The 23,274-nt window shown below is 67.1% G+C and carries 23 protein-coding genes and 1 tRNA gene; 8 read left to right on the top strand and 16 right to left on the bottom strand.

Annotated features, from left to right (window positions below; genetic code table 11):
• Position 1 precedes the first annotated feature (1 nt).
• From eno to Q0P60_RS13790, 6 genes are all read right to left on the bottom strand, one after another.
• Entirely contained in the window at positions 2 to 1,294 is a 1,293-nt protein-coding gene (gene eno / locus Q0P60_RS13815) for a phosphopyruvate hydratase (protein ID WP_294994375.1), read from the bottom strand.
• A 96-nt stretch (positions 1,295 to 1,390) separates the two neighbouring features.
• Positions 1,391 to 1,720 carry a hypothetical protein gene (locus Q0P60_RS13810; protein WP_294994372.1) on the bottom strand — a complete coding sequence of 110 codons (330 nt, stop codon included), beginning with the start codon at positions 1,718 to 1,720 and terminating at the stop codon, positions 1,391 to 1,393.
• Positions 1,720 to 2,067, bottom strand: a complete 348-nt coding sequence (locus Q0P60_RS13805; RefSeq protein WP_294994369.1) for a hypothetical protein — start codon at positions 2,065 to 2,067, stop codon at positions 1,720 to 1,722. Before Q0P60_RS13805 ends, Q0P60_RS13810 begins: the two co-directional genes overlap by 1 nt.
• On the bottom strand, positions 2,064 to 2,894 hold the full coding sequence (kdsA, locus tag Q0P60_RS13800) for a 3-deoxy-8-phosphooctulonate synthase (RefSeq protein WP_014036736.1): 831 nt from the start codon (positions 2,892 to 2,894) through the stop codon (positions 2,064 to 2,066). The genes Q0P60_RS13805 and kdsA overlap by 4 nt, the downstream gene beginning before the upstream one ends.
• An 89-nt stretch (positions 2,895 to 2,983) precedes the next feature.
• The gene (locus tag Q0P60_RS13795; protein ID WP_294994365.1) at positions 2,984 to 4,648 is read right to left on the bottom strand and encodes a CTP synthase; all 1,665 of its coding nucleotides are present in this window, start codon (positions 4,646 to 4,648) and stop codon (positions 2,984 to 2,986) included.
• A gap of 398 nt (positions 4,649 to 5,046) precedes the next feature.
• The gene (locus Q0P60_RS13790) at positions 5,047 to 5,280 is read right to left on the bottom strand and encodes a hypothetical protein (RefSeq protein WP_005416022.1); all 234 of its coding nucleotides are present in this window, start codon (positions 5,278 to 5,280) and stop codon (positions 5,047 to 5,049) included.
• 172 nt (positions 5,281 to 5,452) lie between these two features.
• On the opposite strand from Q0P60_RS13790, the gene parE reads away from it, so the two are divergent.
• The 3 genes from parE to Q0P60_RS13775 all read left to right on the top strand — a co-directional run bounded on the left by parE (position 5,453) and on the right by Q0P60_RS13775 (position 9,707).
• Positions 5,453 to 7,342, top strand: coding sequence for a DNA topoisomerase IV subunit B (gene parE / locus Q0P60_RS13785; protein ID WP_294994360.1), 1,890 nt, complete (start codon positions 5,453 to 5,455; stop codon positions 7,340 to 7,342).
• 185 nt (positions 7,343 to 7,527) lie between these two features.
• Positions 7,528 to 8,106 carry a GNAT family protein gene (locus Q0P60_RS13780; RefSeq protein ID WP_294994412.1) on the top strand — a complete coding sequence of 193 codons (579 nt, stop codon included), beginning with the start codon at positions 7,528 to 7,530 and terminating at the stop codon, positions 8,104 to 8,106.
• A gap of 110 nt (positions 8,107 to 8,216) precedes the next feature.
• Positions 8,217 to 9,707 (top strand): S10 family peptidase, encoded by a 1,491-nt coding sequence (locus tag Q0P60_RS13775; protein ID WP_294994357.1) that lies wholly within the window; start codon positions 8,217 to 8,219, stop codon positions 9,705 to 9,707.
• A 190-nt stretch (positions 9,708 to 9,897) separates the two neighbouring features.
• On the opposite strand, the gene Q0P60_RS13770 is transcribed toward Q0P60_RS13775, so the two are convergent.
• Both Q0P60_RS13770 and Q0P60_RS13765 read right to left on the bottom strand, forming a co-directional pair.
• Complete coding sequence (locus tag Q0P60_RS13770; RefSeq protein ID WP_294994354.1) at positions 9,898 to 11,019, bottom strand: inorganic phosphate transporter; 1,122 nt, start codon at positions 11,017 to 11,019, stop codon at positions 9,898 to 9,900.
• Positions 11,020 to 11,032: 13 nt separating this feature from the next.
• Positions 11,033 to 11,659, bottom strand: coding sequence for a DUF47 family protein (locus Q0P60_RS13765; RefSeq protein WP_004152833.1), 627 nt, complete (start codon positions 11,657 to 11,659; stop codon positions 11,033 to 11,035).
• A 292-nt stretch (positions 11,660 to 11,951) separates the two neighbouring features.
• Here Q0P60_RS13765 and Q0P60_RS13760 point away from each other — a divergent pair, with 292 nt between their 5' ends.
• Together Q0P60_RS13760 and Q0P60_RS13755 are read left to right on the top strand one after the other, a co-directional pair.
• On the top strand, positions 11,952 to 13,256 hold the full coding sequence (locus Q0P60_RS13760) for a hemolysin family protein (RefSeq protein ID WP_294994350.1): 1,305 nt from the start codon (positions 11,952 to 11,954) through the stop codon (positions 13,254 to 13,256).
• Positions 13,240 to 13,899 (top strand): exopolysaccharide biosynthesis protein, encoded by a 660-nt coding sequence (locus Q0P60_RS13755; protein WP_294994347.1) that lies wholly within the window; start codon positions 13,240 to 13,242, stop codon positions 13,897 to 13,899. Before Q0P60_RS13760 ends, Q0P60_RS13755 begins: the two co-directional genes overlap by 17 nt.
• 140 nt (positions 13,900 to 14,039) lie before the next feature.
• Here Q0P60_RS13755 and Q0P60_RS13750 read toward each other — a convergent pair whose 3' ends face one another.
• The 4 genes from Q0P60_RS13750 to Q0P60_RS13735 form a co-directional block, all read right to left on the bottom strand.
• Complete coding sequence (locus Q0P60_RS13750) at positions 14,040 to 14,537, bottom strand: pyridoxamine 5'-phosphate oxidase family protein (protein ID WP_294994344.1); 498 nt, start codon at positions 14,535 to 14,537, stop codon at positions 14,040 to 14,042.
• 68 nt (positions 14,538 to 14,605) lie between these two features.
• Entirely contained in the window at positions 14,606 to 15,601 is a 996-nt protein-coding gene (locus Q0P60_RS13745) for an LLM class flavin-dependent oxidoreductase (protein ID WP_294994341.1), read from the bottom strand.
• Positions 15,602 to 15,820: 219 nt separating this feature from the next.
• Positions 15,821 to 16,588 (bottom strand): sulfurtransferase, encoded by a 768-nt coding sequence (locus Q0P60_RS13740; RefSeq protein WP_294994338.1) that lies wholly within the window; start codon positions 16,586 to 16,588, stop codon positions 15,821 to 15,823.
• Positions 16,589 to 16,680: 92 nt separating this feature from the next.
• Positions 16,681 to 17,046, bottom strand: coding sequence for a DUF6164 family protein (locus tag Q0P60_RS13735; RefSeq protein WP_294994335.1), 366 nt, complete (start codon positions 17,044 to 17,046; stop codon positions 16,681 to 16,683).
• Positions 17,047 to 17,116: 70 nt separating this feature from the next.
• On the opposite strand from Q0P60_RS13735, the gene Q0P60_RS13730 reads away from it, so the two are divergent.
• Positions 17,117 to 17,551 carry an FKBP-type peptidyl-prolyl cis-trans isomerase gene (locus Q0P60_RS13730; RefSeq protein WP_294994332.1) on the top strand — a complete coding sequence of 145 codons (435 nt, stop codon included), beginning with the start codon at positions 17,117 to 17,119 and terminating at the stop codon, positions 17,549 to 17,551.
• Positions 17,538 to 18,785 carry a TIGR03862 family flavoprotein gene (locus Q0P60_RS13725; RefSeq protein ID WP_294994329.1) on the top strand — a complete coding sequence of 416 codons (1,248 nt, stop codon included), beginning with the start codon at positions 17,538 to 17,540 and terminating at the stop codon, positions 18,783 to 18,785. The genes Q0P60_RS13730 and Q0P60_RS13725 overlap by 14 nt, the downstream gene beginning before the upstream one ends.
• Positions 18,786 to 18,869: 84 nt before the next feature.
• Here the strand turns inward: Q0P60_RS13725 and Q0P60_RS13720 are convergent, their stop codons facing one another.
• The 4 genes from Q0P60_RS13720 to Q0P60_RS13705 all read right to left on the bottom strand — a co-directional run bounded on the left by Q0P60_RS13720 (position 18,870) and on the right by Q0P60_RS13705 (position 22,978).
• Complete coding sequence (locus tag Q0P60_RS13720; RefSeq protein WP_294994326.1) at positions 18,870 to 19,331, bottom strand: GNAT family N-acetyltransferase; 462 nt, start codon at positions 19,329 to 19,331, stop codon at positions 18,870 to 18,872.
• A gap of 105 nt (positions 19,332 to 19,436) precedes the next feature.
• Complete coding sequence (locus Q0P60_RS13715; RefSeq protein ID WP_294994323.1) at positions 19,437 to 21,059, bottom strand: FMN-binding glutamate synthase family protein; 1,623 nt, start codon at positions 21,057 to 21,059, stop codon at positions 19,437 to 19,439.
• Positions 21,060 to 21,114: 55 nt separating this feature from the next.
• Positions 21,115 to 22,401: a nucleotide sugar dehydrogenase gene (locus tag Q0P60_RS13710; protein WP_294994320.1), complete on the bottom strand. Its 1,287-nt coding sequence runs from the start codon at positions 22,399 to 22,401 to the stop codon at positions 21,115 to 21,117.
• A 142-nt stretch (positions 22,402 to 22,543) separates the two neighbouring features.
• Positions 22,544 to 22,978: a BLUF domain-containing protein gene (locus Q0P60_RS13705; RefSeq protein WP_294994317.1), complete on the bottom strand. Its 435-nt coding sequence runs from the start codon at positions 22,976 to 22,978 to the stop codon at positions 22,544 to 22,546.
• A gap of 131 nt (positions 22,979 to 23,109) precedes the next feature.
• Between Q0P60_RS13705 and Q0P60_RS13700 the strand changes: the two genes are divergently transcribed.
• A tRNA-Leu gene (locus Q0P60_RS13700) sits at positions 23,110 to 23,196 on the top strand.
• Positions 23,197 to 23,274: the final 78 nt, after the last annotated feature.

Here is a 23,274-nt window from a genome sequence, read left to right as displayed (position 1 = left end):
CTCAGCGCTTCAGCGAAACGAACGCGTCACGACCGGCGTAACGCGCGCCGGCGCCGAGAGCTTCCTCGATGCGCAGCAGCTGGTTGTACTTGGCCACGCGATCGCTGCGGCACAGCGAGCCGGTCTTGATCTGGGTGGCGGTGGTGGCCACGGAGATGTCGGCGATGGTGGTGTCTTCGGTTTCGCCCGAGCGGTGCGAGACCACGGCGGCATAGCCGGCACGGTCGGCCATCGCAATGGCTTCCAGGGTCTCGCTCAGGGTGCCGATCTGGTTGACCTTGATCAGGATCGCGTTGGCGGTGCCCGAATCGATGCCTTCCTGGAAGATCTTCGGGTTGGTGACAAACAGGTCGTCGCCGACCAGCTGCACCTTCTTGCCGATGCGGTCGGTCAGCAGCTTCCAGCCGGCCCAGTCGTTCTCGGCCAGGCCGTCTTCGATGGTGATGATCGGGTACTGCGCGGCCCAGTCGGCAAGGAAGTCGACGAACTGCTCGGAGGTCAGGCGCTTGTTTTCGCCCACCAGGTTGTACTTGCCGTTCTCGAAGAATTCGCTGGAGGCCACGTCCAGGCCCAGCAGCACGTCTTCACCAGCGGTGTAACCGGCCTTGCCGATCGCTTCCAGGATGGTGTCGAGCGCTTCGACGTTGCTGCGGAAGTCCGGTGCGAAGCCGCCTTCGTCGCCGACCGCCGTGCTCAGGCCGTGGCCCTTCAGCACCGACTTCAGCGAGTGGAAGATTTCGGTACCGGCGCGCAGCGCTTCGGAGAACGAGGTGAAGCCGACCGGCAGCACCATGAACTCCTGGAAATCGACATTGTTGTCGGCGTGCGCACCGCCGTTGATGATGTTCATCATCGGCACCGGCAGCGACGGGGTCACGCCGGTACGGGTGGCCAGGTACTGCCACAGCGCCTGCTTGTTCGAGGCGGCGGCGGCATGTGCGGCAGCCATCGAAACACCGAGCAGCGCGTTGGCGCCCAGGCGGCCCTTGTTCTCGGTGCCATCCAGGTCGATCAGGCGACGGTCGAGGCCGGCCTGGTCGCTCGCCTCGAAGCCCTTCAGGGCATTGGCGATGGCGGTGTTGACGTTGTCGACGGCCTTGCGCACGCCCTTGCCCAGGTAACGGGTCTTGTCGCCGTCACGCAGCTCGACCGCTTCCTTGGTGCCGGTCGATGCGCCGGAGGGAACCGCGGCACGACCGAACGAACCGTCCTCCAGGGTGACTTCGGCTTCCAGCGTGGGATTGCCACGGCTGTCGAGGATTTCACGGGCGTGGATGCTGCGGATCGTACTCATGGTCGGGCCGGTTACCTGTATGGAGAGGGGGCGACAAAACGAATGCCGCGTGATTATCCCCGGCTGCCCGTCACTTGCCAAATGGCCCGGACGGCATCAGCCCCAGTTGGCCCCGATCACCAGCAGTACCAGCGATGCCAGCAGTGTCAGCAACACACCGGCAATCCCGGCACAGAGCGCTCCGCGCCCGCGGCGCCAGGCCATCACCATCGCCACCAGGCTGCCGATGAACGACAGGCCCAGCGTGAGCAGCGCGGCCAGGACCCAGTACTGCATGGCCTGCACGCCATGATTGCCGTCGCCCGGCGGCGCGAAGCTGGCGGCGAAGGCCAACACCCCCATCACCAACGCGGCCCAGGCAAGCACGGACAGCCCCAGGGCAATCAGGCCCCAGGGCCACCCCCGCGCGGAGTTCGCCGCATTCATCAAAGCAGCCCGTAGAACAGGGCGCCGAGCCACAGCGACAGCAGGATGATCGCCAGCGCTGCCGTGAGCTTGCCGCGGTTCAGGCGCCAGCCGAGGACCGCCGCCGCCACGCAGCCCAGGCTGCCCAGCAGTTCCGCGACCAGCAGCGCAATGAAGTACGCCTTCAGGTTGTGGGCACTGCTGCCATCACCCGGAGGCCGCACCGAGGCGGCGCCGATCAGCACCAGGCCGAACATGCCCAGCGTGCACAACAGCGCCAGGCCCAGGGCGATCAGGCCCCAGGGCCACTGCCTCCAGCGCCGGCGGCGACGCTGGGCTTCCAGCGCCAGCCACGGGTCACGACTCACGCGAAGCGCGAGAAGCCGTGCTTCTTGGTCACCGCATCAAGTTCCATCAGGGTCTCGAGCAGCGCTTCCATCTGGTCCAGCGGCCACGCATTGGGGCCATCGGACAGCGCCTTGGACGGATCCGGATGGGTCTCGGCGAACAGGCCGGAGATGCCCACCGCCACCGCGGCACGCGCCAGCACCGGCACGTGCTCACGCTGGCCACCCGAACTGGTGCCCTGCCCGCCCGGCAGCTGCACCGAGTGGGTGGCATCGAACACCACCGGGCAACCGGTGTCGCGCATCACCGCCAGCGAACGCATGTCGCTGACCAGATTGTTGTAGCCGAAGCTGGCGCCGCGCTCGCAGACCATGATCTGCTCGTTGCCGGTGGCCTTGGCCTTCTCCACCACCGGCTTCATGTCCCACGGTGCCAGGAACTGGCCCTTCTTGATGTTGACCGGCTTGCCGGCCGAGCACACCTTGCGGATGAAGTCGGTCTGGCGGACCAGGAACGCCGGAGTCTGCAGCACGTCCACCACCGAAGCCACTTCATCCATCGGGGTGTATTCATGGACGTCGGTCAGCACCGGCACGCCGATCTGCTTCTTGACCTCGGCCAGGACCTTCAGGCCCTCTTCCATGCCCGGGCCGCGGAAGGCGGTACCCGAAGTGCGGTTGGCCTTGTCGAAGCTGGACTTGAAGATGAAGTTGACGCCGAGCTTGTCGGTGACTTCCTTCAGCTTGCCGGCGGTATCGAGCTGCAGCTGCATCGACTCGATCACGCAGGGGCCGGCGATCAGGAACAGGGGCTGGTCCAGCCCGACCTCGAATCCACACAGTTTCATGGCGTTTCCTTGTTGTCCGCGGCACCGGCCGGGCCGGCGCGCTGGGGGTTGAAGCGTGCAAGATGGGGGCCGGCGGCCCCCATCACAAGTCAGGCGCGGGCTTCCTGCAGCAGCTTGCCGCCGGCCTTGCGCTCGCGCGCGGCACGGATGAAACCAATGAACAGCGGGTGGCCGTCACGCGGCGTGGAGAGGAATTCCGGGTGTGCCTGGCAGGCCAGGAACCACGGGTGTGCGTCGCGCGGCAGCTCGACCACTTCCACCAGGGTGTCGTCCATCGACTTGCCAGCGATCACCAGGCCCGCATCTTCCAGCTGGGTGCGGTAGCGGTTGTTGAACTCGTAGCGGTGGCGGTGGCGCTCGGCGACCACGTCCTTGCCGTACAGCTCACGCGCCAGCGTACCCGGCTTCAGGCGCTGCTCCTGCAGGCCCAGGCGCATGGTGCCGCCGAGGTCGCTCTTGTCGTCACGCTTCTCGACATCACCGCTGGCGGTGCGCCACTCGGTGATCAGGCCGATCACCGGATTCGGCGACTGGCGGTCGTTCTCGGTGCTGTTGGCACCTTCCAGGCCGACCACGTTGCGGGCGTAATCGACCACCGCCGCCTGCATGCCGTAGCAGATGCCGAAGTACGGCACGCGCTGCTCGCGGGCGAACTTCGAGGTCAGCACCTTGCCTTCGAAACCACGGTCACCGAAGCCGCCCGGCACCAGGATGCCATCGACATCGGCCAGCGCGGCCATGTCGGTGCCCTCCAGGTCCTGGGCTTCCAGCCACTTCAGGTTGACCTTGGTGCGCTGGCGCAGGCCACCATGCTTGAGGGCTTCGCCAACCGACTTGTAGGCATCCTGGTGGTCGACGTACTTGCCGACCACGGCGATCGTCACTTCGTCCAGCGGGTGCAGGGTCGCGTCGACCGCGTCTTCCCACATCGACAGGTCGACCGGGCCGGCCTTGTCGGCCAGCTTCAGCTGGTTGACCACGATCTCGTCCAGGCCCTGCGCGTGCAGGCCCGACGGAATGCGATACAGCACGTCCACGTCGGGCACGCTGATCACCGCACGCTCGGAGACGTTGGTGAACTGGGCAATCTTGCGGCGCTCGGAATCCGGCACCGCCTGTTCGGAGCGGCACAGCAGCACGTCCGGCTGGATGCCGATCGAACGCAGTTCCTTCACCGAGTGCTGGGTCGGCTTGGTCTTCAGCTCACCTGCAGCGCCGATGTAGGGCACCAGGGTCAGGTGCATGAACAGCGCCTTCTCCGGGCCACGTTCGGTGCGCACCTGGCGGATCGCTTCCAGGAACGGCAGCGACTCGATGTCACCGACGGTACCGCCGATCTCGACCAGGGCCACGTCGTAGCCTTCGGTGGCTTCGTCGATGCAACGGCGGATCTCGTCGGTGATGTGCGGAATGACCTGCACGGTCGCGCCCAGGTAGTCGCCGCGACGCTCCTTGCGGATCACGTTCTCGTAGATGCGGCCGGTGGTGACCGAGTTCTTGCGGCTCAGGCGGGTGCGCACGAAGCGCTCGTAGTGGCCCAGGTCGAGATCGGTCTCGGCGCCGTCGTCGGTGACGTAGACCTCACCGTGCTGGAACGGGCTCATGGTGCCCGGATCGACGTTGATGTACGGGTCGAGCTTCATCATCGTGACCTTCAGGCCACGGGCTTCGAGAATGGCGGCCAGTGACGCAGCGGCAATGCCTTTGCCGAGCGAGGACACCACGCCGCCGGTTACGAAAATCAAGGGAGTCATGGCTGCAAGCATCCTGTCTGGAAATGGAAAACGGCAGCACCACGCGCACCCGGAGGGCGGGCATGGTGCTCAGAGGGGGTTTTCCGGTTCGCTGGAGCAGCGAGGGAGGTGCCGATCCGTGCGGCGGCAAGCGCCGGACGGGGACCATCGTGCGAGGTCGGGGCGGCCGTGCCGGTCAAATCGACCGTCACCTGCGACCCGCATTGCTGGAGGCCACGCATGGCCGTGCCAGCCCATTCGCAAATGGTGGACACGCACTACTCCCGGAAAGCCGTAGTTTACAGATTGATGGCCGCCAACCCAAGGGGCTCGTGCGGCCGTTCCAACAAAAAACGCCCCGCTGGGCGGGGCGTTCCGGTACGCAACCCTTGTCGCAAGGGCGCTTGGCGGGTGCGGGATCAGCGCTTCTTGCGCGCCTCTTCCTCTTCTTCCTGCTGCGGGGCCGGCTGGCCCTGCGCCTTCATTTCGGCATTGGCCTGGGCACGGCGCTTGGCCTTGGCATCGGCTTCGGCCTGCGCCTTGTCGGCCTGGTCACCCTGCTGCGGGGCCGGCTGGCCGGCGTTCTGTGCCACCACCAGCGGCACTGCAACGGCGGCAGCGGCCAGGATTGCAATGGTCAGCAACTTCTTCATGAGGTCCTCCTCGCGGTATGGCTTGGACGTTTCGACCCAACCGGGGTCGCCGGCGTTCAGATTCCAGCGACTGCCATTTTACCCCCTCCCCAGCGCCGAGGCTGAACCGCAGGCGTGCAAATTCGCCGCCCAGACCGCACACTTGCGCGTCGCTCCGCGCTTTAGAAGATAGATGAACGCCCGCTATAACGCCGCCGATATTGAAGTCCTGTCCGGCCTTGACCCGGTCAAGCGCCGTCCCGGCATGTATACCGACACCGCGCGCCCGAACCACCTGGCGCAGGAAGTGATCGACAACTCGGTGGACGAGGCCCTCGCTGGCCATGCCCGCTCGATCGAGATCACCCTGTTCAAGGACGGCAGCGTGGAAGTCAGCGATGACGGCCGCGGCATGCCGGTGGACATCCATCCGGAAGAGAAGATCCCGGGCGTCGAGCTGATCCTTACCCGCCTGCATGCGGGCGGCAAGTTCAGCAACAACAACTACACCTTCTCCGGCGGCCTGCATGGCGTCGGCGTCAGCGTGGTCAACGCGCTGTCGACCCTGGTGGAAGTGCATATCAAGCGCGAAGGTGCCGAACACCGCATCACCTTCCGCAACGGCGACCGCGCCACCCCGCTGGAAGTGGTCGGTACGGTCGGCAAGAAGAACACCGGTACCCGCGTGCGCTTCTGGCCGGACCCGAAGTACTTCGACACCCCCAAGTTCGCGGTGCGCGCGCTGAAGCACCTGCTGCGCGCCAAGGCCGTACTGTGCCCGGGCCTGACCGTCAAGCTGACCGATGAAGCCACCGGCGAAGTCGACACCTGGTATTACGAAGACGGCCTGCGCGACTACCTGAAGCTGGAACTGGGCGAGCGCGAATCGCTGCCGGCCGACCTGTTCGTCGGCAACCTGAAGAAGGACACCGAAGTGGTTGACTGGGCCGTGGCCTGGCTGCCCGAAGGCGAGCTGGTCCAGGAAAGCTACGTCAACCTGATTCCCACCGCCCAGCACGGCACCCACGTCAACGGTCTGCGCACCGGCCTGACCGAGGCGCTGCGCGAATTCTGCGACTTCCGCAACCTGCTGCCGCGTGGCGTCAAACTGGCCCCGGAAGACGTCTGGGACCGCGTGTCGTTCGTGCTGTCGCTGAAAATGACCGACCCGCAGTTCAGCGGCCAGACCAAGGAACGCCTGTCCTCGCGCCAGGCCGCCGGCTTCGTCGAGGGCGCCGCCCACGACGCCTTCAGCCTGCTGCTGAACCAGAACGTGGAACTGGGCGAGAAGATCGCGCAGATCGCCATCGAGCGCGCCAGCGCGCGCCTGAAGACCGAGAAGCTGGTCGTCCGCAAGAAGGTCACCCAGGGCCCGGCCCTGCCCGGCAAACTGGCTGACTGCATCAGCCAGGACCTGTCGCGCACCGAGCTGTTCCTGGTCGAGGGTGACTCGGCAGGCGGCAGCGCCAAGCAGGCCCGCGACAAGGACTTCCAGGCGATCCTGCCGCTGCGCGGCAAGATCCTCAACACCTGGGAAGTCTCGTCCAACAGCGTGCTGGCCTCGGAAGAAGTGCACAACCTGGCGGTGGCGATCGGCTGCGATCCCGGCAAGGACGACATCAGCGGCCTGCGTTACGGCAAGGTGGTGATCCTGGCCGACGCGGACTCCGACGGCCTGCACATCGCCACCCTGCTGACCGCGCTGTTCCTCAAGCACTTCCCGGCGCTGGTGGATGCCGGCCACGTGTTCGTGGCGATGCCGCCGCTGTTCCGCATCGACGTGGGCAAGCAGGTGTTCTACGCCCTGGACGAGGAAGAAAAGCGCTCGATGCTGGACAAGATCGAACGCGAGAAGCTCAAGGGCGCGGTCAACGTGACCCGCTTCAAGGGCCTGGGCGAGATGAACCCCCTGCAGCTGCGCGAGTCGACCATCCACCCGGATACGCGCCGCCTGGTGCAGCTGACCGTGGACGATGGCGAGCAGACCCGCTCGCTGATGGACATGCTGCTGGCCAAGAAGCGCGCCTCCGACCGCAAGGGCTGGCTGGAAACCAAGGGCGACCTGGCTTCGCTGGAAGTCTGATCCCCCGACCGGGGTCGGATCCCTTTCCGGCGGAAAGGGCTCTGACCCGGTTGCCCATGAACCACCTGGATATCGAGGTTGCCGGCCAGCGGCCGGCACTACCGGTTCATGCACCCCGGGCATTACGCCCCCATCGGCAAACCCGGCGGCGCCATAATGCGCGTTCATCCGTGTGGACCATCGTATTGGCCAGCCACTCGCAGCTGTTCCCTGCCCTGCCGCTGCACAGCACGCGGCTGGTCCTGAGCCCGATCCGCCGCGACGATGCCGCCGCGCTGTTCACCCTGCAATCCGACCCGGACGTGATGCGCTGGTGGAACCACCCGGCCTGGACGCGGCCGGCCGAAGCGCGCGAACAGATCGACGACGACCTCGCCGCCCATGCCATCGGCACCCAGCTGAAGCTGGCCGTGCGCGAGTCACTGGAGGGACCGCTGCTGGGCATCTGCGTGGTGTTCGCGATCGACCGTGACGCCGCACGCGCCGAGATCGGCTACCTGCTGGCCCCCGATCGCCAGGGCCAGGGCTACATGCATGAAGCCCTTCAGCAGACCCTGGCCTATCTGTTCGGCACCCTGCGCCTGCACCGCATCGAGGCCGAGATCGACCCGCGAAACGTGCCATCGGCGCGCGTGCTCGATCGCCTCGGCTTCCACCGCGAGGGCGTGCTTCGACAGCGCTGGCGCATCCAGGGCGAGCTTTCGGACTCGGCCGTCTACGGCCTGCTGGCCAATGACGAAGCCGCCACCGCCCTGCCCGCTTGACCCCATCTGGCCGCAAGCCGCTGCAGCCTGCGGCCATGCCTTTGGACACATACGGCACACCCCGCCGCCGGCCTAGCATCGGAACCCCCTTCCGCTGCCGATACGGTGCCATGAAGTCCCTGCTGCACACTGCCGCGCTCTGCGTCGGCCTGCTCATCGCTCCGGCCAGCGTGCTGGCCGCGCCCGACGCCAAGCCCGAACCGAAAGACGAAAAGACCGAAGCGCCCGCGCTGCCGGCCGATGCCTCGGCCCGCCAGAGCATGCGTCTGGCCGGCCGCACCCTCGATTACACCGCAACCGTCGGCACCCTGCCGGTGCGCGACGCACAGGGCAAGGTGATCGCCGACGTGGTGTTCACCGCCTACACCCTGCCGGGCAAGGACCGGCCGGTGACCTTCGCCCTCAACGGCGGCCCCGGTGCCTCGTCGGTCTACCTCAACATGGGCGCGATCGGACCGAAGGTGGTGACCTTCGGCTCGGAGGGCGACAGCGCCTCGGCGCCGGCGACCCTGCATGACAATCCGGGGACCTGGCTCGACTTCACCGACCTGGTGTTCATCGATCCGGTCGGCACCGGTTTCAGCCGCGCGCGCATCGGCGACGACGAAGCCAAGAAGCAGCTGTACAACCCCGCTGCCGACATCGAGTACCTCTCGCGCTCGATCTATGACTGGCTGCTGCGCAACCAGCGCATGGCCTCACGCAAGTACCTGACCGGCGAGAGCTACGGCGGCTACCGTGGCCCGCGCATCACCCATTTCCTGCAGACCCGGCTGGGCGTGGCCATGAACGGCCTGGTGCTGGTCTCGCCGTACCTGAGCCCGACCCTGGAAGACAACGCCGACGTCTCGCCGATGGCATGGATGCAGACCTTGCCGTCGATCGCGGCGGCACACCTGGAACGCCAGGGCAGGCTGACCGATGCCGCGATGCGCGAGGTGGTGGAATACACCCGCGGCGACTACGCCACAGCCCTGATGAAGGGCCGCAGCGATCCGCAGGCAACCGAGGCGATGCTGCGCCGGGTGACCGAACTGACCGGGCTGGACCCGCAGTTCGTGCGCCGTGCTGGTGGCCGCCTGGAGACCCAGGCCTATCTGCGCGAAGTGTTCCGTGACAAGGGCACGCTGGGCAGCCGCTACGACTCCAACGTGACCGCGTTCGATCCGTTCCCGAACGATCCGGAACAGCGCGCCAACGATCCGCTGCTGGACAGCATCATCGCGCCGACCACCACGGCGATGGTCGACTTCGTGACCCGGGTGGTCGGCTGGAAGGTGGATGCGCGCTACCAGGCACTGAACTACGACGTGAACCGGCTGTGGGACCGCAACGGCGAGCTGCGCCAGGGCGCGGTAACCCAGCTGCGCCAGGCGGTGGCGATCGACCCGCACCTGCAGGTACTGATCGTGCATGGCTGGAACGACCTGTCGTGCCCGTTCATGGGCTCGATCCTGACCGTGGACCAGATGCCGGCAATGGGCAGCAATCCGGACCGGGTGCAGGTGCGCAGCTATCCGGGTGGGCACATGTTCTACAGCCGGGCGGACAGCCAGGCGGCGTTCCGCAAGGATGTGCAGGCGCTGTTCCAGCGTAATTGAGGGGGCGGCCGGGCCTGCGGCCCGGCACCCGCTGGATCAACGGCAACGCCAACGGCAACGTCAGTTGGTCGGCACGCTGGATGCGGAAAAATTCTCTGCCCATGAAAAAAGCCCGCCGGAATCCGGCGGGCTTTTCCATTCTCTGGGGTCAGATCCCGTTCCCTGTGGAAAAGGGATCTGACCCCGAACCTCAGGTCCAGCCGAACAGCGCGAACAGCTTGAGGATCAGGTAGGCACAGCCGCCCGCCGCCGGGATGGTCAGGATCCAGGCCCAGACGATGCGTTCGATCACGCCGAACTTCAGCGAACGCGGGTTCTTGGCGAAGCCGACGCCCATGATCGCGGTGGAGATGCTGTGCGTGGTCGAGACCGGCATGCCGAAGTGGGCCGCCAGGGTCAGGATGGTGGCCGAGCTGGTTTCCGCGGCGAAGCCGTGGATCGGGTGCAGCTTGACCATCTTGTGGCCCAGGGTCTTGATGATCTTCCAGCCGCCCGAGGCGGTACCCGCGGCCATCACCACCGCACAGGTCAGCACGATCCACATCGCGATGCCGTCACCGGCGCTCGCGTCCGGGTGCATGAAGGCCAGCCACGACGGCAGGTCATCCAGCGCACCGGTGGCTTCGGCACCGATCAGGGTCATGGCGATGATGCCCATGGTCTTCTGCGCATCGTTGTGGCCGTGGGCGAAGCCCATGTAGGCCGCCGAGGCGATCTGTGCCTTGCCGAAGAACGCATTGACGATGCGCGGACGGGCCAGGCGGCCGATGGCGCCGCCCACCTTGGCCAGGCCGGCGATCAGCGCCCACAGCAGCACCATCACCACGATGCCGAGCAGGAAGCCGGCGATCGGCGAGGTGATCATCGGCACGAACACCTTCCACAGCAGGCCCTTGTTCTGCGCCCAGCTGCCCAGGCGCTCGGACCAGATCAGCGCGTCCCAGTTGTTGTGGGCAGCGGCCAGGCCGGCGCCGCAGAGGCCACCGATCAGCGCGTGCGAGGAGGAGGACGGCAGGCCCTTCCACCAGGTGATCAGGTTCCAGATGATGCCGCCCAGCAGGGCGCACAGGATCACCTGCGGGGTGACGTCGACCACGTTGGTGTTGAGCAGGCCCGAGGCGATGGTCAGCGCCACCGCGGTACCGGTCAGCGCACCGATGAGGTTCATGAAGGCGGCCAGCATCACCGCCCAGCCGGGCGAGAGCACCTTGGTCGCGACCACGGTGGCAATGGAGTTGGCAGTGTCGTGGAAGCCGTTGATGAACTCGAAGACGAGTGCGGCCAGGATCACCACCAGGACAAGGGTCAACATGCGGCGGCGTCCGTCAGCTGTTCTTCAACACGATCTGGTACGCCACCACGCCGGCCTCGCGGCAACGGTCGATGGCCTTTTCCAGGATCTCGAAGAATTCCTTCAGCAGGAACATCTGCAGGTTGTCCAGGCGGCCGGAATAGATGTCGCGGTACAGCTCCAGCATCAGGCGGTCGGCCTCGTTCTCCAGCGAGCGCAGCTTCTCGTTGAGCGCGGTCATCCGGTCCAGGTTCATGTGGCGCAGGTCGGCCACCATCTCCACCACCACCCCGGCCGCCTGTTCCAGCATCGCCGCGCGCGGCGCGAAGTCGATGTGCTCCAGGTGGGTCGTGGCCAGCGAGTAGCGATCGGCGAACTTCTCGATCTGCTTGGGAATCTTGTACAGCGCCGAGCCCAGCGCTTCGATGTCTTCGCGCTCGATCGGGGTCATGAAGCTGTCCACCAGCGCCTGGCTGATCTTGTCCGAGGCCGCGCGTTCGCGCAGGCGGGCCAGCTTGAAGGCGTCCAGCGCGGGCTGGCGGTCGGCCTCGCGCAGCATGGAATGCAGCGCCTTGGCGGCGTCGGAGGCCGCGACGGCGGCCTCATCGAGCAGGGTGTAGAACTGTTTGCCGGAACCGAAAATGGTCTGCAGAGAGAACATTGAGAAACCTGTCAGCCGTCGCGGGAAGGACGGCACCAGACGGAATTATGACGGCTAGATGACCATCACGGGTATCCCTGCCCCCTTTTGGCGCCTTGCCGGCCCCAACCTGAACAGGCAGTTGCCACCCGGCTACGCCCCTTTGCTAAGATGCCAGCGCGCCTTCGGGCGCACCTTATGGACGACGACCCTTATCCCCCAGCGCCGCGCCGGACCCCGCTCCTGAGCGCCTGCCGCCATCGCAAGCACCCGCCCTCCCTGCCACCAACCGGGGACGACGCCCGTGTTTGAAATGATCCTGATTGTCTTCGCGCTTGTTCTGCTGAACGGCTTCTTCGCCATGTCCGAGATGTCGGTCATGACCTCGCGCAAGAGTCGCCTGAAGCAGATGGCCGCCACCTCCAAGCGGGCCGCCAAGGCGCTGGAGCTGTCGGAGAAGCCGGAGAGCTTCCTGTCCACCGTGCAGATCGGCATCACCGTGATCGGCGTGCTCACCGGCTACCTCGGTGGTGAAGCGCTGGGCGAGGCCTTTGCGGGCTGGATCCAGGGCCTGATGCCGGGCTTCGCCTACGCCGGCAACGTCGGCACCGCGCTGGCGGTGAGCCTGATCACCTTCATCACGCTGATCTTCGGCGAACTGGTACCCAAGCGCCTGGCACTGACCCGCTCGGAAGCGATTGCCGGGCTGGTCGCGATGCCGATGAGCTGGTTGGCCAAGCTCGCCCTGCCCTTCGTCTGGCTGCTGTCCAAGACCACCCAGCTGGTGCTGAAGGTGCTGGGCCTGGGCCAGGACGAGGCCGCCCAGGTGACCGAAGAGGAGATCCGCATGCTGGTGGCCGAGAGCCACGAAGCGGGCGTGATCGATGCCCACGAGCGCGACATGATGAACCGTGTCATGCGCCTGGGCGACCGCACTGCCGACAGCCTGATGACCCCACGCAACCGGATCGCCTGGCTCGATACCCAGGCCGGCCTGGAACGCAACCTGGAGATCATGGCCGAGCACGAGTTCTCGCGTTACCCGGTGTACCGCGACAACGACCAGGACGTGGTCGGCGTGCTGGAACTGAAATCACTGGCGACGCGCATGGCACGCGGCGACAACGCGCTGTTCCAGACCCTGCGCGAACCGCTGTACGTCTCCGAATCAACCCACGCGATGAAGCTGCTGGAGATCTTCCGCGAGGAACAGCAGTCGATGGCGCTGGTGGTGGACGAATATGGCGAGATCCAGGGCCTGGTGACCATCAGCGACCTGATGGGTGCGGTGGTCGGCCGCCTGCAGGCGGTGGAGAACGCCGACGAGGACGCGCTGGTGGTGACCCGAGAGGACGGTTCGCTGCTGGTGGATGGTTCGCTGCCGATCGAGGACCTGCGCGAACTGATCGGCAGCAACGACCTGCCCGACGCCGAGGACGGCGACTACTACACGTTGGCCGGCATGTGCATCCACTACTTCGGCCGCATCCCGCACGCCGGCGAATACTTCGACTGGGCTGGCTGGCGCTTCGAAGTGGTCGACCTGGATGGGGCGCGGGTGGACAAGCTGCTGCTGCGCACGCTGTCCGACGAGCAGGCCGATGAGCTCACCGCCTGAGCCCGGCCAGGGTCCGGGCGGCGAGCGCCCGACCTACCGCAACGAAGGCATCCGCACCCTGCTGGAGATGTTCGCCTCCGGCGACCCGGCCGAGCACATGCCGCTCGGCCAGATCCTTGGCAACCTGCAGCAGAGTGCATTCGGCGTCTTCCTGTTCGTGGCGATCCTGCCGTCGTTCATCCCGATTCCGGGCATGGGCGGCGCGCTCAGCGGACCGCTGGTGATCCTGATCGGCCTGCAGATGCTGTGCGGCCTGCGCCGGCCGTGGCTGCCCGGCTTCATCGCCCGCCGCGGCCCACGCCGCGCCACCATGCACCGCTTCCTGGACCGGATCGACCGCCCGCTGCGGCGGCTGGACCGGATGCTGAAACCCCGCCTGCCGCAGCTGCTGGCGCCACTGCCGGCACACGCCTTCAGCGGCCTGCTGCTGGTGCTGCTGGGCATCCTGCTGTCGTTGCCGATTCCCTTCACCAATTTCCTGTTCGGGTTCCAGCTGCTGCTGTTCTCGTTGGCGCTGCTGGAACGCGATGGCGCGCTGATGCTGTTCAACTGGATCGCGGGCCTGGCGGCGATCGCCTTCTTCGGTTTCAGCTCGGGTCAACTGGTCGGTTACACGATCGACCTGTTCCAGCGCTGGTTCTGAGCTGAAATCCGGTAGTGCCGGCCGCTGGCCGGCTGCAACGCTTCCCGTTTGCCGGCCAGCGGCCGGCACTACCAGCATCGGACGTATCCCATCCACACAGCGCGTCGCCAGTAGATCCACGCCATGCGTGGATGAAGCGGTCAGCGCAGGTCGATGAACCCGTTGTCGGCCAGCGGCGCCGGCTCGTCCTGCACTGCCGAGAGCACGAAACTCAACGCCTTGCCCAGCAACGTACCCGGGCCATCCCAGTACTCGGCCGAATCAGCACGCACCTGGATCAGGCGCAGGTTCGGATCATCGCTGCCACCGGGGAAGAACAGCTTCATCGCCGGTGACCACAGCTCCTCGATCCGGGCGCGGTCGTCGACGATGCGCGCGCGCCCGGCCACCGACACATAGGTGTTCCTGGACGGCGAGGCATAGGCCACGTTGACGCGCGGATCCAGCGCGATCTCGGCCACCTTCGGGCTGTCGGCGGTGATGACGAACCACAGGTCACCGTTGAACGCGACCTGCTGGGTGGCCAGCGGCCGGCTGTAGAGGCGGCCATCGACGCCGGTGGTGGTGAACATCGCCACCTCCACGTCCTTGATCAGTTCGGCCAGCTGGGCAATGTGTTCGGCGCGGGTCTCGGCCATGTGGGGGCTCCATCGATATGAGCCCCCATCAGACGCGGTCCGGCCGCAATGGACCGTGACGCAATCGTTCAGTTCGCGTGGCGGGCATGCCAGGCATGCATCGCCAGCTCGAACGAACGCAGCCGCGCGCGGTGGTCGTACAGGTTGGCGGTCAGCATCAGTTCGTCGGGCCTGTGCCGTTCGACGAACGCCGCGATTCCGTCGGCCACCTGCTGCGGATCGCCCAGCACGGTGCAGGCCAGTGCCCGCTCCACACCCAGCTTCTCGTGCGGCTCCCAGAAGGCCTCGATGTCGTCGATCGGTGCCGGAATCTTGCCGGGACGGCCGCGCCGCAGGTTCACGAAACTCTGCTGCTGGCTGGTGAACAGGCGGCGCGACTCGGCTTCGCTGTCACTGGCGACGACGTTCAGGGCCAGCATTGCGTGCGGCTGCTTGAGCGTGGCCGAGGGACGGAACTCGCGGCGGTACACCGCCAGCGCTTCGTCCATCACGTCGGGCGCGAAGTGCGAGGCGAACGCATACGGCAGGCCCATCGACGCAGCCATCCGCGCCCCGAACAGGCTCGAGCCGAGAATCCAGGTCGGCACCCGCAGGCCGCCGCCCGGCACTGCCTGGACCGCCTGGCCGGGCTGAACCGGCTCGAAGTAGTGCAGCAGCTCGCGCACGTCCTGCGGAAACTGGTCGGCGCTGTCGAAGTAGCGACGCAGCGCGCGCGCGGTCGGCTGGTCGGTTCCCGGCGCGCGGCCCAAGCCCAGGTCGATGCGGTCGGGATACAGCGATGCCAGCGTGCCGAACTGCTCGGCCACCTGCAGCGGTGCGTGGTTGGGCAGCATGATGCCGCCGGCACCGACCCGGATACGCCGGGTACCGCCAGCGACGTGGCCGATCAGCACGGCAGTGGCCGCACTGGCGATGCCGGGCATGTTGTGGTGTTCGGCCAGCCAGTAGCGGCGGTAGCCCAGCGCATCGGCGTGCTGGGCCAGTTCCAGCATGTTGGCGAAGGCAGCGGTGGTATCACTGCCCTCGCAGACCGGGGCCAGGTCGAGAATCGACAATGGGATCATCAGGCGGTTTTCCGTCACAGGATCACCCATGCATGGGGTCGACCAGCGGCAGCGGCCAGTGACGATGGCGGGATGCTGATTCCCGCGGGGCGGGTTCAGCACCACAGGCCAATGCAGCGCCAAGCCCAGGCTCGGCCGCTGTTGGGTAGTGTCGGCCGCTGGCCGGCAGGCAGAGCGATTTGCAGCCGGCCAGCGGCCGGCTCCACCGGGCAGGCGCGCTCAGAAGGCGCTGGGGCGTGGCTCGGGCAGCGGCTGGTCGACCATCGGCTTCAGTTCGGCATCCAGCGCCACCCGCTCGTCGAAGACGAAGCAGCGGCCCTCGTAGCCCTCGCCCCCCACCTCCTCGAAGTAGCCCAGGATGCCGCCGTCGAGCTGCAGCACGTTGTCCATGCCATCGTTGACCATCCACAGCGCCGCCTTCTCGCAGCGGATGCCGCCGGTGCAGAAGCTGACCACCGTGCTGTCCTTCAACGCCTCGCGATGCGGCGCCAGCGCCTCCGGCAGGTCGGTGAACTTGTGGATGGGCAGCACCAGCGCATCCTTGAAGGTGCCGTACTCCACTTCCTGCAGGTTGCGGGTATCGAGCATCACCACCGGCTTGCCGGCGTCGTCATGCCCCTGCCGCAGCCAGCGCTGCAGCGTGGCCGGATCGACCGCCGGTGCACGCGGGTAGTCCAGCGGCTGCCCGTCATCACGGCGGAAGCTGATGATCTCGTCCTTCACCTTGGCCTTCAGCCGCGCGAACGGCTGGTGCTCGCTGAGGCTGGTCTTGACCCGCATGCCGGCAAACCGCGCATCCTCGTGCAGCGCCGCGTAGAAACCCTCGATGGCCCCCGGCTCACCGGCCAGGAACAGGTTCAGCCCTTCGGGCGATACCAGGATGGTGCCACGCAGCTCCGCCGCCCCGGCACGCGCCAGCAACTGGTCGCACAGGACCTGGGGCGTATCGATGACGGTGAAATGGTAGGCGGCGGTATTGGCGATCATCCCGCTATTTTAGCGCCAGACCGCCCCAGGACCAGATTTACCGTTCATCCACGCATGGCGTGGATCCACAGCCGGTCGAAAACTGCCGAACCCTACCCCCGCAACAGCATGAACGGCAGCAGGACCAGCGCCGCCGCGGCCGCCATTCCGAGCAGCACCAGCACCACGAACAACGGTCGCCGCCGCAACAGGCTGCCGAAGGTCTCGGCGGTGCCATCGCGCAACGCCTGCTCGCGCTCGGCACGGATGCGTGGCCCGCGTTCGGCCTGGTACTCCGCCATCAGCGCCTTCGCGCGCGCATGGTCGGCGTCCTCGCGCAGCCACAAGCCGCCGTTGGAGATACCCCAGGGGCTGGGTTCGGTGCGGTACCAGGCGATGCCGTGCTGGTCCAGCAGCGTGCAGACATCGGCATATTCGTCGTCGCCGACATTGCGCAGATTGAGCAGGAGTTTGGCCATGCCGCCATGATACCCGGCGTCGATGCGCTACCCTTGCCGCCCTCGCCCTGCGCCCTTCCGGAGACGCCCGATGCGCCGCCTGCTGCTACCCCTGCTGTTGTCCCTCGCCGCCGCCGGCTGCTCGACCGGGCCGTCCGGTCCGCCGCCGGGTGGCACCCTGACCGCCTTCGAGCGCATCGACACCGTGCCCGGCACCGGTGCCGAAGCCGTCTCCGGCAGCAAGGTCACCGTGCACTACACCGGCTGGATCTACGACAACCGCACCGAAAGCAAGCACGGCAAGACGTTCGACAGCTCGGTCAGCCGCGGCGAGCCGTTCACCTTCGCGCTCGGCGCTGGCCAGGTCATCCGCGGCTGGGATGAAGGCGTGGCCGGCATGAAGGTCGGTGGCAAGCGCACGCTGATGATCCCGCCGGACTACGGCTATGGCGACCGCCGGGTCGGCCCGATTCCGGCCGGTTCCTCGCTGGTGTTCGATGTCGAGCTGCTCGATGTCAAACCGTAATGCCGCCCAGCCCGCCCGGGTCGCCGTCATCGGCGGCGGTCCAGCCGGCCTGTTCGCCGCCGAGCGCCTGCGTGGCGCCGGGCTGGAAGTGGACCTGTACGAGGCCAAGGGCTCGCCCGGCCGCAAGTTCCTGATCGCCGGCAAGGGCGGGCTCAACCTCACCCATTCCGATCCGCGGCCGCTGTTCGACAGCCGCTACCGCGAGCAGGCCGCTGCGGTGGGCCGCTGGCTGGACGGTTTCGACGCACAGGCGCTGCGTGACTGGGCCGCCGGTTTCGGCGTGGACACCTACGTCGGCAGCTCCGGCCGCGTGTTCCCGGTCGATCGCAAGGCGGCCCCGCTGCTGCGCGGCTGGGTGCGCCGGCTGAAGGAGCAGGGCGTGCGCCTGCATGCCAACCATCGCTGGACCGGCTGGAACGACGACGGCAGCCTGCGCTTCGCCTGCGAAGGTGGGCAGATCGACGTCCGTGCCGATGCCACCGTGCTGGCGATGGGCGGGGGCAGCTGGCCGCAGCTGGGCAGTGACGGCAGCTGGGTCGCGCCGCTGCAGGCGCGCGGCGTGGACATCGCGCCGCTGCAGTCGGCGAACTGTGGCTTCGACGTGGACTGGACGCCGTTCTTCGCCCAGCGCAATGCCGGTGCACCGTTGAAACCGGTGGTCGCGCACTGGATCGACCTGGCCGGACAACCGCGCTCCCTGCAGGGCGAATGCGTGGCCAGCGAGTACGGCATCGAAGGCAGCCTGGTCTACGCGGTGGCTGCCGACCTGCGCGAGACCATCAACCGTGATGGCCACGCCATGCTGTGGCTGGACCTGGTGCCGGGCCGCGACGAAGCACGCCTGCTGGCCGACCTGTCACGCGCGCGCAAGGGCCGCAGCTTCGGCGAGCATCTGCGCCGCCAGGCCGGCCTTGATGCAGTGAAGGCCGCACTGGTGTTCGAGATTCTCGGCAGGGAGGCCGGCAACGACCTGCCAGCGGTGGCCGCCACGCTCAAGCGCCTGCCGTTGCGACTGCTGCGCCCACGGCCGATGGCCGAGGTGATCAGCACCGCCGGTGGCGTGCGACTGCAGGCGCTGGATGAAGGCCTGATGCTGCGCGCCCTGCCCGGCGTGTTCTGTGCCGGCGAGATGCTGGACTGGGAAGCGCCCACCGGCGGCTACCTGTTGACTGCCTGCTATGCCAGCGGCCTGCGCGCCGCGGAAGGCGCCATCGCGTGGTTGGCCGGGCGGTGAAGCCGGCTCAGTAGAGCCGAGCCGATGCTCGGCAGTTTCCGCAGATGCCAGGCGCAGCCGAGCATGGGCACGGCTCTACAACCTTCACCACGGCCTGCGCATGGTCACCGAGGCCAGCGCCACGCCGCTGGGATGCGGATAGAGCTCTTCGCGCACGCTGCTGAAGCCCTGCCGTTGATAGAACGGCACGGCATTGAGCGAGGCTGACAGCACCACGTCGCGCGTGCGGTCGGCCATCGCCAGCAGGCGCTGCATCAGGGCCTGGCCGATCCCCCTGCCACCACGATCCGGATCGACGAACAACGCATCGACTTCATTGGCGTCGCGGTCGAACACGCCGAAACCGAGCAATGCGCCCTCCCCGTCCTCGGCCACCACGCAACCGCCCTGCTCGAGCAAGCGCGCGTACTGCGCCGGCGGCGGCGACGCCGACCACGGCGCGATGACCTCCGCAGCGTAATGGCTGCTGCAGGTCTCGCGCACACAGCGCGTGCGCAGGGCCCACAGCGTGGCCACATCATCCAGGGTGCCGGTCCTGAACTGCATCTCCCACCTCCGTGTAGCGCCAGGCCCATGCCCGGCGGTTGTTGATTCCGGCGTCACGATGCCAGCCCGCAGGGCAGTTGGGCATGGCGCGACGCGACGAACCTGTCATCGCGACTTGCTGGCGCGCAGTGCCTGGATCTTCGGCGGCGGCTGGAACGAGTCGCTGCGCGCATCGGCCCAGAATGCATGGAACACGGCATGGTCCGGCACCTTGTGCAACAGCTCACCCGGTTCCAGGTAACGGTACAGCGAGGCCAGTGAGCGGATCTCCACCGGCGAGACCCGGCGCAGGATGTGCTCGGGCCCCAGCTCGGCCGGATCGTTCAGGCCGGCGGCGCACAGCAGCTCCTTCAGCGCGTGCAGCGTGTGTTCGTGGAAGCTGTGCACACGGGTGGCCTTGTCCGGCGCATCCAGGTGCTTCCAGCGCGCCGGGTCCTGGGTGGCGATGCCGGTCGGGCACTTGTCGGTATGGCAGCTCAACGACTGGATGCAGCCCAGCGCGAACATGAAGCCACGCCCGGCATTGCACCAGTCGGCGCCCAGCGCGATGGTGCGCGCGATGTCGAATGCACTGGTGATCTTGCCGGCCGCACCAATGCGGATGCGCTCGCGCAGGTCGAGGCCGACCAGGGTGTTGTGCACCAGCAGCAGCGCTTCGTGCATCGGCACGCCGACGTGGTCGACGAATTCGGCCGGTGCCGCGCCGGTGCCGCCTTCGGCGCCATCGACCACGATGAAGTCCGGCAGCAGCCCGGTTTCCTGCATCGCCTTGGCGATGCCGAACCATTCCCACGGGTGGCCGATGGCCAGCTTGAAGCCGACCGGCTTGCCGCCGGACAGCTCGCGCAGGCGGGCCACGAACTGCAGCAGTTCGACCGGCGTCGAGAAGGCCGAGTGGCGCGACGGCGACACGCAGTCCACACCCATCGGAACGCCACGGGTCACCGAGATCTCGGCCGTCACCTTCGGTGCCGGCAGCACACCGCCGTGACCGGGCTTGGCGCCCTGCGACAGCTTGATCTCGATCATCTTGACCTGGTCATGGGTGGCATTGGCAACGAAGCGCTCTTCGCTGAAGCCGCCCTTCTCGTCACGGCAACCGAAGTAGCCCGAGCCGATCTCCCACACCAGGTCACCGCCCATCTCGCGGTGATACGGCGAGATCGAGCCTTCGCCGGTGTCGTGGTAGAAACCGCCGCGTCGCGCGCCCTCGTTCAGGGCGCGGATCGCGTTGGCCGACAACGAGCCGAAACTCATCGCCGAAATGTTGAACACGCTGGCCGAATAGGGCTTGGCGCAGGTCGGGCCGATCAGCACGCGGAAATCGTGCTTGGCGATGGCGGTGGGCGCCAGCGAATGGTTGATCCACTCGTAGTCCACCGCATAGGTGCTGCGCAGGGTTCCGAACGGCACCGTGTCCATTTCGTTCTTGGCACGCTGGTAGATCAGCGCACGCTGCTGGCGCGAGAACGGCACGTCTTCCAGATCGCTCTGTACGAAGTACTGGCGGATCTCCGGGCCGATCGATTCCAGGCCGTAGCGGAAGTGCGCCATCACCGGATAGTTGCGGCGCAGCGTGCTGCGCTTCTGCAGCAGGTCCCAGGTCCCCAGCGCCACCATCGCGGCGGTCAGGCCGACGCCCCAGTACCAGGCCGGCCATATGAAGGCCAGCCACAGGCATATCGGGAACATCAGGATGGCGAGCAGGTAGACGATATACCGGTGCATGGCTTTCCTCGGTTGCAACTGCCCCCGAGTCTACCGCGCCGCCCGCTCGCCAGGCTTACAAGCGGGCATCGACCACGTTGCGTGGCCAGGCCGATTTCACGTCGTAGACCAGCCCACCCGGGGCCAGCAGCTCGCGGATACCGGCTTCGTCCATCGCCTTGAACCTTGCGTGCGCCACGGCCAGCACCACCGCGTCATAGCCAGCGGGCACCGGTTCGGCCAGCCACTGCAGCCCCGCCTCCGCCAGGGCTGCCGGGCCCACCCAGGGATCACTGACCTCAACCCGTGCGCCGGCATCGCGCAGGCGCTGCGCCAGTTCCAGCGCACGGCTGTTGCGCAGGTCCGGGCAGTCCTCCTTGAAGGTCACGCCCAGCACCAGGATGCGGGAGGCCGCCGGTGTACGGCCACGCTCGGCCAGCATCGCCAGCACCCGCGCCGCCACATGCTCGCCGACGCGGTTGTTGACCTGCCGCGCGGTGTGGATCAGGTCCGGGTGGTAGCCGACGCTCTCGGACTTGTGCAGCAGGTAGTACGGGTCCACGCCGATGCAGTGGCCACCGACCAGGCCCGGCCGGAACGGCAGGAAATTCCATTTGCTGCCGGCCGCATCCAGCACATCCTGGGTATCGATGCCGAGCCGGTCGAAGATCAGCGCCAGCTCGTTGACCAGCGCGATGTTGACGTCGCGCTGGATGTTCTCGACCACCTTGGCCGCTTCGGCCACGCGCATCGACGGCGCCGGGAAGGTGCCGGCGGCGATGATGCGCTGGTAGAGGCCATCGATCACCGCGGCCACTTCCGCTGTCGAGCCGGAGGTGATCTTGCGGATGTCGGCCAGGCGCCGCTGGCGGTCGCCGGGACTGACCCGCTCCGGGCTGTAGCCGCAGTAGAAGTCCTCGTTGAAACGCAGGCCGGAGCCCTGCTCCAGCAGCGGCACGCAGACTTCCTCGGTGGTTCCCGGGTACACCGTGGATTCGTAGATCACCAGGTCACCGGCACGCAGGTGGCGGGCGATCAGCCGGCTGGCAGAGCGCAATGGCTCCAGATCAGGCTGCTCGTAGGCATCGATCGGGGTCGGCACGGTGACGATGTAGACGTTGCATCCATCAAGAAGAGCCGGATCGCAGCCGTACTGCAGCTGCCGGGCTTCCGCCAGCTCGTCGGCTTCCATTTCCAGCGTGTGGTCCTGGCCGCTGCGCAGCTCGGCGATGCGGCCGGCATCGATGTCGAAACCCAGGGTCGGCCAGTGCCTGCCGAAGGCCACCGCCAGCGGCAGCCCGACATAGCCCAGCCCGATCACCGCGAAACGCGGCGTTGCCGCCGCCGCGATCGGCGCGCTCATCGGCACGTCCCGCGCATCGGATGCAATCGCATGCGCACCGGCATGGCTTCGGCCCACCCACTCATTCGCTGTAGCACTCCGGGAAACCCGCGCCAGAAAGGCTACAGCCTAACGGTCCCGGCGCCCCGTCGCCAAGGCAGGCTCAGGAGCCCAGCGCGACCGCGGCCGGTTCCAGCTCGCCATCGGCACCGGTCCAGGCCTGCAGCAGGCAATCGAAGCCGCCGCTGCCGAGCAGGAAACCCGGCCATGCCGCATTGACGATCGGGGCCAGCAGGTCCGCTTCGATCCGCCGCGTCCCCATCGACCAGCGCGGGAAATTCCGCTGCGCCACCGGTGCGCGGCACAGCACCTTCACCTGGCCGTGGCTGCGCGCATTGAGGATGCGCTGGAACACCGAATCGATGCCATCCTCGGGACCTTCCAGGTATTGCAGGAAGCGGCTGCCGTCGAACATCAGCACGCCGGTGACGCCAGCCACACGGTTGAAGGCCGTGGCATCAGCCAGCAGGCGATCAAGATCGGTTGTCTGCAGATCGGCACGGGCCTCACTGGCATAGGCAATCGCGTGTAGCGACATCGGATGGCTCCCCCCCTGGGAACGATGGCTGGGACTATGACATGAACAGGGACAACAGTTAAGCACGTAGCCGATTCCATGCGGCGCCTTCGGCGCGCTGCGGGTGGGCTACAATCGGCGCCGCGCTGCAGGCCCGGATGGCGAAACTGGTAGACGCATCGGACTTAAAATCCGCCGGGGGCAACCCCATGCCGGTTCGATTCCGGCTCCGGGCACCATCGCATGTTTTGGGGAGCCAACGTGTTCGCCACGATTCACCCCGATTCGGCACGAAATCAGGCACTTAGGGTGATCCG

Origin of the sequence: uncultured Stenotrophomonas sp. (assembly GCF_945952405.1) — a bacterium.
Classification (GTDB): domain Bacteria; phylum Pseudomonadota; class Gammaproteobacteria; order Xanthomonadales; family Xanthomonadaceae; genus Stenotrophomonas.
Note: the sequence above shows the minus strand (reverse complement) of the source record. Positions and strands in the feature narration are given on the sequence as shown.